Here is a 14,635-nt window from a genome sequence, read left to right as displayed (position 1 = left end):
AAAAGCAGCCTTTTTATCGCTTCGTCCGGCCAGCTTTGGTGACACAGCGTCATCGTAGCCGTACGGGATGAGGCCAAAGGTGCGGCACCCCGACCACCTGCAATGCCGTCGTGGGCGCTGGTCCGTGCGACTCAGGGTGCCATCCCATCTCGTCTCCACGGTCGGACAGACCCACCTCGTCCGGGCTCTCGACGCGAGCACCGAGGCTGTTGCGCGGCAGCGACGGTGGATCGCGCTGGCGCTGCTCTGGGACTGGATCGGTGCGCAGACCGTATCGGACGGTTGGGAGCCCGCCTGGGCGGCTGCACTGACCGGTTCAGGACGGTCCCGCGACGATACCGGGCGAGAGTGCCCCGACCCAACGCCTCATTCTCTCCCCAAAAGACGACCCGAAAGGATGGCCGCGATCATGCTCATCCAGGGGGGTCATCGCGCCAGACCACAATGCTCACGACGCTGGAGCGCTGGTTGATGGAGATCGATGGGGTCCAGACCAAGCAATCTCGGATGCAGCATGCCCTTGCCGTCCGGGAGTTCGCACAAACTCAGCCTTTAAACTATGCCGTCCGCGGCGTGGATCGACGCACCGCGGGTGAGTTCGTCAGCGACGCGCTCCTGCGGAGTCGGGCGTCTCAGGCCACGGTCCATCGACAGATCGCGGCGCTCTCTTCGATGTGGCAGCGGCTCATCAAGCGTGGCTTTGTCGCCGACAATCCGTGGCAGGGGCAGGGTAGCTTCTCGAATAGATCGAGGCAGGAGCCATCGAAGCGCGCCGACACCGCTGATGAGCTTGTCACGCTCCTCACGGCTGATCCTGTGGCGATCATGGGCCTGCGCGGTAGGGGACGGTGCTGTTCGACCTCATGCGGGTCGGCTTACTGACCGGCTGCCGCATCAGCGAGCTTTGTCAGCTTCGCACCGCCGACATGCGCACAGAGGGGCGAGCGTTCCGCATCTCTCACGGAAAACGGAGCATGCCCGGCGCGTCGTACCAGTTCATGGATCAGCTAGGCCGATCTTGCAGCAGCGCGTTGCACGCTCGTCAGACGGCTGGGTATGCTCGGGTCTCACGCCCGCGGGGCCGGACGGGAAGCGAAGCTGGATCGTGGTGAAGCGATTTGCCACCTTTTGCCAGAAGGTGCTTGGGCCCAGCAAACAGGTCGATGTCCATAGCTTCAGACGATGCTTCGCAACCTATCTCCAACGGGCCTCTAAGCACACCACAACAGTAAACAGCAGCGTTATCGCCGAGCTTATGGGTCACGCCAAGCCGCGCTCGGCCTTGCCGTATACGCGTCAGGACTCGGACCGGAGCAACTCCGAGCCGCCATCGAGGCTTTAGATCGGGCGATCGAACCACAGGTGATCAGCCTCTTATAGCCAAACCGTGTCGCTTCGCGTCCGGTCAAGTTCGGCAATGGGTGTGACGCGGTAATTGGCTCGATGCGCGGAAGCGACCGTTCGATAACGGCGAGGTTACGGACCCCATTGTCACAGCGAGGCCACACACGGTCGCCGATCTTCCTCATGGCTTGACGTGGCCTGACAAGGCGACGGATGGTGACAGCGACGGTTCCCTTCGGGGATCAAAAGGGAACGCGGTGAAGGGCTTGCCCTGAAGCCGCGGCTGCCCCCGCAACTGTAAGCGGCGAGCCCAGCACCACCGCGTCACTGGATGTGCCTCATCCGGGAAGACGGTGCGAGGGCGGTGACCCGCGAGCCAGGAGACCTGCCGTCAGTCGTGGTCACACGCGAAACGCGTCGGGCGGGGTGTCCTGACGGGTGTCGAAGCGCCGGGCTGACGCTGGGCGTGGAGACCTCATTCGCGGTGACGTGCCACTCCCGTCGCCCGAGGCTCCCGTGTCCCGTCGTCCCACCATCCGAATGCTCTCGACCTGGTCGGGCGTCGGCCTCGCCGCCCTGGCCTCGGCGGCCGCAGCTCAGGACCGCTCCACGCCGAGTGCGGCGACCACCGAGACGACGCTGGAGGAGATCTCGGTCACCGCCGACACAGCCGTAGCCGCATCGCCGCGCGTCGGTCCGGCCGCGAGCGCGAGCTACGTCGGGGGCACGACCGGGATCGGTGGGATCAGCACCCCCGTGGCTTCCGCCAGTTCGGGTGTCATCACGGGCGCACAGCTTAACAGCCGTCCGGTGACGCGCCCCGGCGAGGTGTTGGAGTCGGTGCCGGGCCTGATCGTCACGCAGCACTCCGGCGAGGGCAAGGCCAATCAGTTCTTCTTGCGCGGGTTCAACCTCGACCACGGCACCGACATAGCCCTGTTCCTCGACGGCATGCCGCTCAACATGCGAACCCATGCCCACGGACAAGGCTACGCCGACATCAACTTCCTGATCCCGGAACTCGTCGGCGCGGTGGAATTCCACAAGGGTCCGTATTTCGTCCGCGACGGTGACTTCGCCTCTGCGGGCTCCGTGCGGATCGACTATCTCGACACGACCGCGAAAAACGTCGCCCTGACCTCCATCGGCAGCTTCGGCTACAAGCGCGCGCTCTCGATCACCACCGTACCACTCGGTGAGGGCAACCTCCTCCTCGCGGGGGAAGCCCAGGTCTACGACGGCCCGTGGGTGGTCCCGGACGCCCTGCGCAAGATCAACGGCGTGGCCCGCTACAGCCAGGGTACGCCGCTCGACGGCTTCTCGGTCACCGGCATGGCCTACGCGGCGCGCTGGACCGCCACCAACCAGATCCCAGAGCGCGCTGTGACGGAGGGGCTGATCAGCCGCTACGGCACGATCAACCCGACCGATGGCGGCGACACCTCGCGCTTCTCGCTCTCGGGCAAGTTCAGCGCAACGGACGACACGGGCGTGACGCGGGCCTCGGCCTACGTCATCCGATCCCAATTGAACCTGTTCAACGACTTCACTTACTTCCTCAACGATCCGGTGAACGGCGACCAGTTCCACCAGCTCGATCAGCGCATCATCGGCGGCGGCGAGGCCCTGCACATCTTCCAGGGCGACCTGTTCGGGAGGCCGATGGAAAACGAGATCGGCGTGCAGACCCGCACCGACTCGATCCGCGTCGGCCTATTCAACACAACGAACCGGCAGTATCGCTCGGGCGTGCTCGACGACCGGGTGCTGGAGACAAGTGGAGCCTTCTACTTCGACAACCGCGTGCGCTGGACCGACTGGCTGCGCACCAGCGTCGGTTTCCGCGCGGACGGATACTACGCCAGCGTCGTCTCGGACACGCCGGCCAATTCGGGCAAGGCGCGCGATGGCATCGTCAACCCAAAGCTCGGCCTGACGCTCGGGCCGTGGTTCGACACCGAACTCTTCGTGAACTACGGCGGCGGCTTCCACTCGAACGATGCGCGCGGCGTGACCGCCACGGTGGATCCGACCTCCTCGCTGTTCAACACGACCCGCTCGCCCTTCCTCGTGCCCTCCACGGGCTACGAGATCGGCCTGCGCAACCGGTCCATTGCCGGGCTGGAGACGAGCCTCGCCCTGTTCCGGCTCGATTTCGCCTCAGAGAACCTGTTCCAGGGCGATACCGGCACCACGGAGCCGAGCCGCCCGACCCGCCGCTTCGGCGTGGAATGGACCAATCGGTATGCGGTGACGCCCTGGCTCGCGCTGGAGGGCGACCTGACGATCACGAACGCTCGCTTCTCGGACTACGACCCGGTGGGCAACCGGGTTCCTGAAGCGCCGACGACCATCGCGTCGGCGGGCGTGACCTTCGGCGAGCCGCTAGGCTGGTTCGGATCACTCCGCTTCCGCTACTTCGGCCCCCGGCCGCTGATTGAGGACAACGCGATCCGCTCGCGGGCGACCGCGCTGTTCAACGGCCGGGTGGGCTACAATTTCGACAACGGCATCAGCGTCTCGCTGGACGTACTGAACTTGACGAACAGCAAGTCTGACCAGATCACCTACGCGTATGTTTCACGGTTGCCCGGCGAGCCCGCCGAGGGGCTGATCGACCGCGTGTTTCACCCGGTCGAGCCTACGGCGGTACGTCTAACCATCGCTGGAAAATTCTGAAGGACCGGTCCGGTCCACACGGGCTCGTATAAGCCCACCGAGTGCCCCAGAAGCGGGGATGAGGCTTTTGAGCGCTTTCGGGGGCGGGTGCGCCAAGCCGGAAGCCCTGGCAGCTCCGGCGGACCTGCCGTCGCGGGCCTCGATGCAGTGAGGCCGCCGGGAGGCTGCAATGGGCCCTATCTGAACAGCGGCAACTCTGCGCCGAGCACGCAAAGGCCGACCAGAAACAGGGAGCCACCCGCAGCTTCAAGAATGACGCGCAGACGGTCGCTGATGAGAGACGCCGCGGCAGAGGCCGTTCCAGCCACGAAGCAAGCCAGACTGATCAACGTCACCGCAGCGCCTCCACATCGGCATGGGACGCCTACGCTACGGCGTGAGGGAGCAGGAAGTTTCGGCGAGGGTTCGCCGAGCCGACGACGACGCAGTCGAGCTTAGGGGCAGCGTTTCGCGCCCCCCTTGGCATCCACGCCCGCCCTTGTCGCTGAGGGGCGAACGGTAGGCGGACGTGGACGGCCAGCCTGAAGCCGGCGGCGGCGGCCTAATGTCTGATTGGAGACATTTCAATCCAAACTTGCTCTTCCCAGTGAACGCCGCTCGCACATCCCGTGCAGGCGGTGGGAGGGATCGCGGAGGCCTCAGGAAATCCAGCCGAGCACCGCCACCAGATGGTCGGCCTGGGCTCGGGTCAGGCCAGAGGCGACGGCGGATCCATTCCGGCAGACCGCAAAGGTCCCGTCAGCGGACGCACGAATTTTGATGGAGGCCATGGAGCTAAACCCGCGATCATGTCGCGGCCGATGTCGACGGCTCCGTACGAGCCGCGTGAGATGTGACCCCGGTTCCCCCATGGGAAAATGCGGCGGACCGCCTCAGGTCTGTGGCTGGAACCCAAGCATGTCCCGCTCGCGCATCCGATGCGAGCTGATCAATCCGTCGTCGTCCGCCGCACTACCCGGAGATCCACGTTGATCACGTGGACTGGGATGGGTAGCGAACGCAGCCATCGAGGTAAGCAGCGGATAAAAAACACGAAATTCGAGATCATGGGCGGGCCGCGTCTCCGCGGTCGCCCACCAACCCGAAACCGGTGTTTCCTCACAACGGGTTGGCGCGCCAAAAGTCGGTTCGCCCCCGCAGCCGCGGCCTGTGGATTGCACTCCCTGAGTGTCCTCCCATCCCGTCGCCGCGACGTCGCACTGGACGCCGCCGAGCTGCGATCAAAAACGGTGCGAACGGCGCCCCCTGACGCAAACCGACCTGCGCCTGGTGAGAGTGCCCGGCCCAAAACGCGTTTGGACTCATCGGCGATGGCTTGCCGGGATCTTGAGCGGGCGGGGTCTTCTGCCCGCGGAATGACGTCAGGCCGGCGTTCTGGCAACGGAGGCGAGCAACCGATGGCCCGGGACGGCCCGCTCAGGGGCGGCGCGGGTGCTTGGAGCCGAGCTGGCGCTAGGCTTGGCCACAGACCCGTGCCGGTCTCGACGTCGAGCGTCATGGCCCCAACGCGATAGCGGCCTGAAGCGAAGCCCGCATTGGCCAACGCGAGCAGCCGGTCGAAGCCAAGGATCACCCCGCCCTGGGGGTGTCCCGCCGCGCGGCACGAGATGCGCCCATCGCCGAGGGCTGAACGGCATCAATCGCCCCCCCGAACGCGGGGCTACGCTTCCAACTCCACGTCGCCTTCAGGCTCGGCCTGGCAGGCGAGGATGTAGCCATCCTCCCTGTCGCCGTCGCCGAGTGCGTCCTGCACGGGCATCCGAACCGTCCCGCTCCGCAGCCTCACCATGCAGGTTCCGCACGTCCCGGAGCGACAGGCGCTGTCGATGCGGACCTTCGCCTCGTCAGCCACGTCGAGCAGCGTCGCTCCCTCGCGAGCCGTAGACGTCTTACCGGTGTCCAGGAATTTGACCTGACCGACGACCGTGCCGGACTGTCCGGTCCTTCCGGTCGGATCGCGACGGTCCGTTCCGAAGGCCTCTGTCCGTATCTGACCGGCCGGCACGCCCAGATCGAGCAGGACCGCCTTGACCGCGTCCATCATGGGCGTCGGTCCGCAGATGTGGGCGCGGTGGCGCGCGATATCCGGCACGGCGGCCGTGACGAAGCGGGCATCGATGCGACCGGTATGCCCCTTCCAGGCCTCCCTATCCGGTGCGGACATCGCGACCGAAACGTGAAGCCTGGGATTCCGCTTCCTCAGCGTCTCGATCTCGTCCTTGAAGATGTAGTCCTGCGGGCTTTTGAAGCTGAGGAGGAGGTAGATCGTGCCGGGCCAGTCCGTCTCGGTCAGGTAACGCACGCTGCTCATCATGGGCGTGATCCCGACGCCGCCGCCGATCAGCACGACGGTTGGCCATTCCCTGCCGGAGAACACGAAGCCACCGCTCGGCGCCTCGACCTGGACGCGGTCGCCCGGTCGCATCTCGTCGTGCAGCCAACGGGAGACCGCGCCGTTCTCCTCGCGCTTGACGGTGATCTCGATACGGTCCCGCCACGTCGGCGACGAGGCGATGGTGTACGAGCGGCGGGTCGGAATGCCCTGCCGCGTGATCTCCAGCGTCAGGTACTGCCCGGCCACATGCCGGAAGGGGATCTCGCCGCCCTTCGGATCGACGAAGCGGAACGTCCTGACCGTGCGGGTGACCTGCGCGACGTCGCGCAGTTCCAGCTCGCCGAACCACCGCACCGTCCCGGTCGCCTCGTCGTTCCGCGCGTAGGGCGTTATCGCGGGACGCAGCAGCGAGGTCTCGGGCACGATCTCGACGGGCTTGCGCCGGATTTCGGGCGACGGGAAGCATTTGCCGAAGGCCAGCAGGAGCCGGGGGTCCCCGGAGATCCGGATCTTCCGCCTCGCCAGAGCCCAGACCAAGCTCTTTTCCCTGGCGAGGAACCCGAGCCACGTCTTGGCGTCGGCAATCACACGCAGGTTGGGCTTGTCGACCAAGCCGTCGCGAACGGCGATCTTTCCATCGCGGACGGTGACGGTTGCTTGGCGGCTCTCGGCGCCGGTGAAGGTGAAATGGAAGACCGCGTCGAGATCGCGCGCCTGCGCCCGCTGGAACACGATGGGCATGAAGGTCAGGAGGCCACCGATGGTCCGGGGGGTCATGCCATTGCCGACGGGCTTCACCGTCTTGTGCTTCCACTTGCGTCTGGCGATCTCCTCGGCGTCGGTGCCGGCCACGACGTAGACCGGTTCCGGGCGATCCTGGAGCGGCTTCAGAATCTCGCGCCGGTGCGCGCCTTTATCCTTCAGGTACGAGCCGATGACGTCCTCGCCCGCCGGGCACACGGCGATGCAGTAGGCCGACTTGTAGTTCGCCCCATAGGTCAGGCTCTGCCACATCGAGGCGGTCTCGGGCTCGTTGACCCGCCGGCGATAGTCGAGCGCGTCGCGGGAGTCCGCAATCTGCTCCACCCAGTCGGTGAAGCCGCCCATGAATTCGCGGTAATTGTGGGTGAAGCAGGCCTGGAAATCGAAGGCGCCTTCGAGCTTGATCGCACCGACCGGGCAGGCTGCGACGCAGAGCTTGCATTCCAGACACGGGTTGTAGTCGATGGGCGCGTCGGGGATGTCGATGTCCTGGTCGAGCAGGACCGTGCCCAGCAGGATGAAGTTCCCGAATTTCGGGTGGATGACGTTGCGGTGGATGCCCATCCGGCCGAGACCTGCCGCGACCGCCACGGGCTTGTGAGCCACGATCCAGATGGCGTGCCCGGGGTTCTGGTTCATCTCCATCGGGAAGCCCATGGAGGGGTTGACGGCTCGGATGCCATGATCCTGAAGGCGCGCGACGATGGCGGCGCAGATGGCGTTGGTGTCGTGACCGGCACGGTGGAATTCGAGGTTGGCAACGGACCGCGGCGTCCCGCGAACCGGTGCCTGCGCCATCTTGACGACGATGCTGACGAGGGACCGCGTCCAGGGATAGTGCCGCAGGATCTCGTCCCGCTGCGGCTCAAGCTCGAACCGGCCGATCTCGACGAACCCGACGTCGTCCGCACCGCATTCGAGGGCCAGCTGCCGCAGTTCGCCCGCCCCGAATGGCCTCCTCGCAGCGGCCGGCCCGCTTGATAGCTCGGCGGCACGGAGACGCTTCACCGCGGGATGATCTTCGAGGTTCATCAGGCAGGAATCTCCGCCCCAGGCTGGCTTCGCGATCCGGGATGCTCCGGACGACGGGCGCCGAGCACCCGGCGCCTTCGATGCCGCAAAATAGATGTTATGCGTAATCTATAAGTGTCTGCGCTCCGATCCGCAAGCCGGCCTGGGCGCCCTGTGACTTCGCCGGTCGAGATTGCCGCCTTCCGACGTGACCGCGCACCGCCACGACAGGACGCATCAGGACGAATGGTTCGTCGTCTCGATGCTTGGCCTCCGCCTTGGAGCCTTCGAGGCGCTCCTCCGTGTCGGGGAGGGCGCGGTCTTGCTCGGCGCTGCCAGAGGAGACACGCCTTCCGCGTGGCAGGCCGCGGCCTTGAGCTTCAACGCAGCGCGACGATCCGGAGCGATCTCCCGGACCCGACCCCGGCGGTGTACGTCCCCTGCCCCCAAGGTCGCCGGTCGCCATGGAGCCCATCGCGTGGCCCCGGCCTCCCGTGATCGTGTCCCCCGGAATGGGCGGCAGCACGGGCCATTGACGATGGAACCGAGCCGGAATAGATGACGACCGTCATATCAAAACCCCTCAAAAGGTTACGGGGAATCGCCAATGGACGCGCGATGGATGGTCGGACTGACCGGATTGGCCCTGGCGGCCTGCTCGCCCGCCGAGACAGCGGTCAGCCCCGAGCCGCCCCTGGTGCAGATCGCCGAAGTCGTCCCGAGCCCCGGCGCGGTCTCCCGTTATACGGGCGTGATCCGGGCGCGCACCGAGAGCAACCTCGGCTTCCGGGTGGGAGGCAAGATCTTCGAGCGCCTCGTCGATCCTGGTGACCGCGTGCGCCTCGGCCAGCCGCTGATGCGCCTCGACCGAACCGACTTCACCCTCGCGCTCAACGCGGCGCGCGCTTCCGTCGATGCCGCCCGCGCCCAGATGATCAAGGCCAAGGCCGACGAGGAGCGCAGCCGTAAGCTCGTCTCGGACGGCTGGACCTCCAAGCAGACCTACGACCAGAACAAGGGCGCGGCCGACGCGGCCATCGCCCAGTTCGCCAATGCCGAAGCCCAAGCCAGCCAGATCGAGAACCAAGCGGGGTATGCTGAGCTCAAGGCCGATGCCGACGGCGTCGTCATGGAAGTGCCCTCCTATCCTGGGGAGGTGGTCGCCGCCGGCCAGACCGTGGTCAAGCTCGCTCGCGACGGGGCGCGCGAGGCGGAAGTGTTCATACCCGAGGGCAGCCGGCGCGCCGCTCAGGGCGAGGCTTCCGCCACGCTCTATTCCGAGGACGCGGCGACCTATCCGGCCCGACTGCGCGAATTGTCCGCCACCGCCGACCCGGCCACGCGCACCTACCGGGCGCGCTACATCCTTTCGGGGGACGGCGAGGCGGCGCCGCTCGGCGCCACCGTCACCCTGCAGCTCAAGGCCCATGCGGCGGTCCGCACAGCGAGCGTGGAGGTTCCCCTCGCGGCGCTGTTCGACCAGGGCCGCGGCACCGCGGTCTGGCGCTACGACGTCGCGACCGAGACCGTGCGGCCGCAGATGGTGCAGGTCGCCCGAATGGGCGAGGAGCGGGTCGAGATCGTGGCCGGCCTGAACCCCGGCGACCGGATCGTAGCCCTCGGCGCCCATCTCCTCAAAGCCGACCAGAAGGTGCGGCAAGCGCCGGTCAGCATGACCGGGGTGGCCCGATGAGCCGCTTCAACCTCTCGGCCGTGGCCGTCCGCGAGCGGGCCGTCACCCTGTTCCTGCTGATTGCCCTGACGGGTGCCGGCTTCTTCGCCTTCCAAAAGCTCGGGCGTGGCGAGGACCCGAGTTTCGCGGTGAAGACAATGGCCGTCTCGGCCGCATGGCCTGGGGCGACGACCGCCGAGATGCAGCGGCAGGTCGCCGACCCGCTCGAGAAGCGGCTGCAGGAACTCGCTTACTACGACCGTGTCGAGACGACGACCCGGCCCGGCCTGTTGCTGATGAAGGTCTTCTTCAAGGACAACATGCCTCCGGCGAAACTTCAGTCGGAGTTCTACCAGACGCGCAAGAAGCTCTCCGACCAGGCTTCCAGCCTGCCGCGCGGCGTGCTCGGGCCGCTGTTCAACGACGAGTTCTCGGACGTCTACTTCTCTCTCTATGCGCTCCAGGCCAGGGGTTTGCCGCACCGTCAACTGGTGCTTCGCGCCGAGGACCTGCGGCAGCGCCTGCTGCGGGTGCCGGGCGTCGAGAAGATCAACATCCTCGGCGAGCAGGCGCAGAAGATCTTCGTCGAGATCTCCTACCAGCGTCTCGCCACGCTCGGCATCAACGGCCAGCAACTGCTGGCGGCGCTCGCCAACCAGAACGACGTGACGCCGGCTGGCTTCGTCGAGGCCGACGGCCCGCGGGTGTACCTGCGCCTGGACGGCGCCATCGACGGGCTCGACGCGATCCGCAACCTCCCGGTGGCCGTCGGCGACCGCAGCCTCAAGCTCGGCGACATCGCCGCGGTGAAGCGCGGCTACGAGGACCCGAAGACCTTCGAGATCCGTAACGACGGCGCGCCGGCCCTGATGCTCGGCCTCGTGATGAAGCCCGGCTACAACGGCCTCAAGCTCGGCGCGGCGCTGAACGCCGAGGAAGTGGCGATCCACCACGAGACGCCGGTCGGCATCACCTTCACGAAAATCACCGACCAGGCGAAGGTCATCGACGACGCCATCAACGAGTTCATGGTGAAGTTCTTCACCGCGCTCGGTGTGGTCATCCTTGTGTCGCTGGTGGCTCTGGGCTTCCGGGTCGGCATCGTGGTGGCGCTGGCCGTGCCGCTGACGCTCTCGGCGGTGTTCGTGGTGATGATGGTCACGGGCCGTGACTTCGACCGCATCACCCTCGGCGCCCTCATCATCTCGCTGGGCCTCCTCGTCGACGACGCCATCATCGCCATCGAGATGATGGTGGTGCGCATGGAGGAAGGCGCCGACCGGATCGAGGCCGCGACCTACGCCTGGAGCGCCACGGCCGCGCCGATGCTCACCGGCACGCTGGTCACCATCGCGGGCTTCCTGCCCGTGGGCTTCGCCGCGTCGACGGCGGGCGAGTACGCCGGAAACATCTTCTGGGTGGTGGCCTTCTCGCTGATCGTCTCATGGATCGTGGCCGTGACCTTCACGCCCTATCTCGGCGTCAAGCTCTTGCCCAACATCGAGAAGGTCGAGGGCGGGCACGACGCCATCTACGCCACGAAGAACTACGAACGCCTGCGCCGCGTCGTGCGCCTGTCCGTCGACCATAAGTGGATCGCCGCCGGCATCACGGTGGGGTTGTTCGCACTCGCCGTCGTGGCCATGGGCAAGGTCGAGCAGCAATTCTTCCCGAATTCGGAGCGCCCCGAACTCATCGTCGAGGTCACCCTGCCGGCGGGCTCGGCCTTCGCCACCACCGAGGCCAGCGTCAAGCGGATTGAGGCGGCGGTTCGCGAGTTGCCCGAGGCGCGTGAGATCACGAGCTATATCGGCCAGGGCATGCCGCGCTTCGTGCTCTCTTTCGACCCGGAACTGCCCGATCCCGCCTTCGCGCAGATCGTGGTGCAGACCGCCGATTCCCATGCCCGCGACGCCCTCCGGGGCAAGGTGCGCAAGCTCGTCGAGGACGGCCGCTTTCCTGAAGCCCGTGTGCGGGTCCTCCAGATCGTGTTCGGACCACCGGTCCGCTTCCCCGTCGCCTTCCGCGTCGTGGGACCCGACCTCGACATCATTCGCGGCATCGCCGGTGAGGTCGCCCAAGCGATGGCCACGAACCCCAACATGCGCATGGTCCATCTCGACTGGGGCGACAAGACCCCGAGCCTCCACCTTGCCCTCGACCAAGAGCGCCTGCGCTTGATCGGCTTGACGCCCAAGGAGGCCGGCCAGCAGCTGCAGAGCTACCTCAACGGCACGCCCGCCACCCAGGTCCGGGAGAACCTGCGTTCCGTCGACGTCCTCCTGCGCAGCCCCGGCCCCGAGCGGCGCTCGCTGGGGGAGATCGGCGACCTGACGCTGGCGACGAAGGACGGGCGCCAGGTGCCGGTCTCGCAGGTGGCGCGCTTGGAGAGCCGCACCGAGGATGCGGTCCTGAAGCGCTACAACCGTGAGACCTACATCCGCGTGCAGGGCGACGTGCTCGACGGCAAGCAGCCGCCCGACATCCACGCCCAGGTCGTTCCGCTGCTGGCGCCGATCAAAGCCAAGCTGCCGCCGGGCTACCGCATCGACACGGCAGGCTCCGTGGAGGAGAGCGAGAAGGCGATGCTGTCGCTGGTGGCGGTGTTCCCCATCATGCTCATCGTGACGCTGACGGTGATCATGATCCAGGTGCGCTCGTTCGCCACCATGTTCATGGTCTTTGCCACCGCACCGCTGGGCCTCGTCGGCGCCGCGCCGACCCTGTTGGTCTTCCACCAACCCTTCGGCTTCAACGCGATCCTCGGGCTGATCGCGCTGTCGGGCATCCTCATGCGGAACACGCTGATCTTGGTGGACCAGATCCACCACGACCAAGCGGCGGGCCTCGGGGATTATGAGGCCATCGTGGAATCGACCGTGCGCCGGGCGCGGCCCGTCATCCTGACGGCGGCGGCTGCGATGCTGGCCTTCATCCCGTTGACCCACTCGGTGTTCTGGGGTGCGCTAGCCTACGTTCTCATCGGCGGCGTCGGTGTCGGTACGGTCCTGACGCTCCTGTTCCTGCCCGCCCTGTACGCCCTGTGGTTCCGGGTGCAGCGGCCGGAAAAGGCCGTCGCAGGGCCGGCCGTGGTGACAGTCGACGGAGCGGCCGTAACGCCCCGCTCAACGTAAGGACGCCGTCTCCAGAGACGTCCAGAAGATCGCACGCGCTTCCAAATTCGCGTGTGATTGCCCGGCGGGCCCGTATCTGCCCCCCCACGGGCCCGCCGGGATCATTGATCGTACCCGCACGCCGTCGCCCCTGTGGACCGCCGCTCGTGTGCATCGGGACCCTGCAAAAGGCGGACGGGATCCTGCTGATCCGACGCCAGCATGACGCGATCAAGAGTGCTTTCTCGCGCGCCGATCATCCACCGCCGCAACGCGGATCCATGGAGCCGAACGGGCGGATCCCGGAACCGTCCCCGCCGCCGCAGCTTCCAGCCCTGGAGCTTGGCGGCAGCGCCCCCGCGCCCAAGGTCGTGGGGAGGCTCTGGCACGGGTCATGCCGGGCAGCCTTTCGGTTCGCCGATCTCGCCCCTCGAGAAGGCTCCCCGGCGCGGCGAGGCGCGGCGAGGTCCATCATCACGGCAGCCGGGCGTCGGATCTGTCGCCGGAGAACGTCCACGCGATCCGGCGCAGGCCTCAGCAGCGACGCGGTCTCAGGGGCGGGTCAGGAGGACGGGCCCGCTGTCGATCCGGATGCGCAGCACCGCGTAGGGCTTCCGGCGAAGGTCGCGGCCTTCGTGGAAGCCCGCTTGCCGGTGCAACTGGTTGGCGGTGAAGTACAGGTAACCGTCGCGCCCGATCGACAGCGTATCGGGCCAGCTGATGGCCGGATCGGTGACCACGGTGGACCACTTGCCCTGGTCGAGCACGCGGATGGCGTTGTGCTCGTAATCGCCGGCGAAGACCCGGCCGCGATCGTCTTCGGCGATCCCGTCCGAGGCGCCCTTGGCGCCCATGTCGCGGATCTGGCCGGCGAGATCAGCCTCGCTCACCCGGGGATCGCGCAAGGCGGCGGTCGGCACGGCATAGAGCGTCCGGCCGGAGAGCGGGCCGTAATAGAGCAGCGACCCGTCCGCCGAGAGCGCGATGGCATCGCTGGCGACGCGGACCGGCTTCGCCGGCCCGTTGGCGGGGCGGTTCATCAGCGGCTCGCCATCGACGACGGGGGTGAAGTCGGGCTCCGGCGCGGTGCTCGCATGGCCGGAGAGGCGGCGGAATGCCTTTCCGGTGGCGAGGTCCACCACGATGATCCCGCCGATGCCCGCGTTGGAACTGTCGGTGATGTAGGCGACGCCGGCCTCGCCCTGGCGCAGGTCGAAGCGGACGTCGTTGAGATAGGTCGTCGGCAAAACGACGCTGTCGGGCAGGACGATGGTGCGGACGATCGTGTTCGTGGCGAGGTCGATCGCCACCAGCTTGGCACCGCCCGGCTGCGGCGGGCGGAAGCCGGGCGCGGCCGTATCCAGCACCCAGAGCCGGTTCGCGCCGTCGGCGACGACGCTCTGCACGGAGATGAAATGCGCGGCCGGGGCGGCCGGATCGGGCTGGTTCGTCGCGAGATCGGGATAGGGCACCGTCGTCCCGTTCACCACCTCCCCCACGGTGAAGGGCGGGTTGTCGGCCCATTGCGGGAAATTCACGAACATCCGCCCGTTGGGCGCGACAGTGATGCCCGTCGGCATGGCGCCGTCGAATTGTGCGACCTGCTCGATGGCAGGCGCCGGCGCGGTGGAGGGCTCGGCCGCGCGCGCCGCGTCGTTCGCAAGCGCGATGGACAATGCCGCCGCCAGGGTGGCGGTGAGACTCTTCATGATGTCCTCT

General features: G+C 67.0%; 7 protein-coding genes and 1 riboswitch. Of the genes, 5 read left to right on the top strand and 2 right to left on the bottom strand.

The annotated features are described in order from the left end of the window. Window positions 1–67 precede the first annotated feature (67 nt). From ABIC70_RS16010 to ABIC70_RS16000, 3 genes are all read left to right on the top strand, one after another. On the top strand, window positions 68–472 hold the full coding sequence (locus ABIC70_RS16010) for a DUF6538 domain-containing protein (RefSeq protein ID WP_354440097.1): 405 nt from the start codon (window positions 68–70) through the stop codon (window positions 470–472). Further along, window positions 445–882 carry a site-specific integrase gene (locus ABIC70_RS16005; protein ID WP_354440095.1) on the top strand — a complete coding sequence of 146 codons (438 nt, stop codon included), beginning with the start codon at window positions 445–447 and terminating at the stop codon, window positions 880–882. The genes ABIC70_RS16010 and ABIC70_RS16005 overlap by 28 nt, the downstream gene beginning before the upstream one ends. Window positions 883–1,553: 671 nt before the next feature. After that, window positions 1,554–1,751: riboswitch (cobalamin riboswitch) on the top strand. Between the two features lie 133 nt (window positions 1,752–1,884). Beyond that, window positions 1,885–4,023 carry a TonB-dependent receptor gene (locus ABIC70_RS16000; RefSeq protein WP_354440160.1) on the top strand — a complete coding sequence of 713 codons (2,139 nt, stop codon included), beginning with the start codon at window positions 1,885–1,887 and terminating at the stop codon, window positions 4,021–4,023. 1,660 nt (window positions 4,024–5,683) lie between these two features. On the opposite strand, the gene ABIC70_RS15995 is transcribed toward ABIC70_RS16000, so the two are convergent. Beyond that, the gene (locus ABIC70_RS15995) at window positions 5,684–8,152 is read right to left on the bottom strand and encodes a 2Fe-2S iron-sulfur cluster-binding protein (RefSeq protein WP_354440093.1); all 2,469 of its coding nucleotides are present in this window, start codon (window positions 8,150–8,152) and stop codon (window positions 5,684–5,686) included. A gap of 586 nt (window positions 8,153–8,738) precedes the next feature. Here ABIC70_RS15995 and ABIC70_RS15990 point away from each other — a divergent pair. Both ABIC70_RS15990 and ABIC70_RS15985 read left to right on the top strand, forming a co-directional pair. Continuing rightward, window positions 8,739–9,824, top strand: a complete 1,086-nt coding sequence (locus ABIC70_RS15990; protein ID WP_043759408.1) for an efflux RND transporter periplasmic adaptor subunit — start codon at window positions 8,739–8,741, stop codon at window positions 9,822–9,824. After that, window positions 9,821–12,937, top strand: a complete 3,117-nt coding sequence (locus ABIC70_RS15985; RefSeq protein ID WP_354440091.1) for an efflux RND transporter permease subunit — start codon at window positions 9,821–9,823, stop codon at window positions 12,935–12,937. Before ABIC70_RS15990 ends, ABIC70_RS15985 begins: the two co-directional genes overlap by 4 nt. Before the next feature lie 530 nt (window positions 12,938–13,467). Here the strand turns inward: ABIC70_RS15985 and ABIC70_RS15980 are convergent. Next, complete coding sequence (locus ABIC70_RS15980; protein ID WP_354440089.1) at window positions 13,468–14,625, bottom strand: L-dopachrome tautomerase-related protein; 1,158 nt, start codon at window positions 14,623–14,625, stop codon at window positions 13,468–13,470. Window positions 14,626–14,635: the final 10 nt, after the last annotated feature.

The organism is Methylobacterium sp. 1973 (genome assembly GCF_040545035.1).
Classification (GTDB): domain Bacteria; phylum Pseudomonadota; class Alphaproteobacteria; order Rhizobiales; family Beijerinckiaceae; genus Methylobacterium; species Methylobacterium fujisawaense.
The sequence above is the reverse complement of the archived record's forward strand: the minus strand, read 5'-3'. Positions and strand labels throughout refer to the sequence as shown.

Coding starts and splice junctions, on each gene's coding strand:
- ABIC70_RS16010 (WP_354440097.1), top strand. CDS start 68: ATGAGGCCAAAGGTGCGGCACCCCGACCACCTGCAATGCCGTCGTGGG.
- ABIC70_RS16005 (WP_354440095.1), top strand. CDS start 445: ATGCTCACGACGCTGGAGCGCTGGTTGATGGAGATCGATGGGGTCCAG.
- ABIC70_RS16000 (WP_354440160.1), top strand. CDS start 1,885: ATGCTCTCGACCTGGTCGGGCGTCGGCCTCGCCGCCCTGGCCTCGGCG.
- ABIC70_RS15995 (WP_354440093.1), bottom strand. CDS start 8,152: ATGAACCTCGAAGATCATCCCGCGGTGAAGCGTCTCCGTGCCGCCGAG.
- ABIC70_RS15990 (WP_043759408.1), top strand. CDS start 8,739: ATGGACGCGCGATGGATGGTCGGACTGACCGGATTGGCCCTGGCGGCC.
- ABIC70_RS15985 (WP_354440091.1), top strand. CDS start 9,821: ATGAGCCGCTTCAACCTCTCGGCCGTGGCCGTCCGCGAGCGGGCCGTC.
- ABIC70_RS15980 (WP_354440089.1), bottom strand. CDS start 14,625: ATGAAGAGTCTCACCGCCACCCTGGCGGCGGCATTGTCCATCGCGCTT.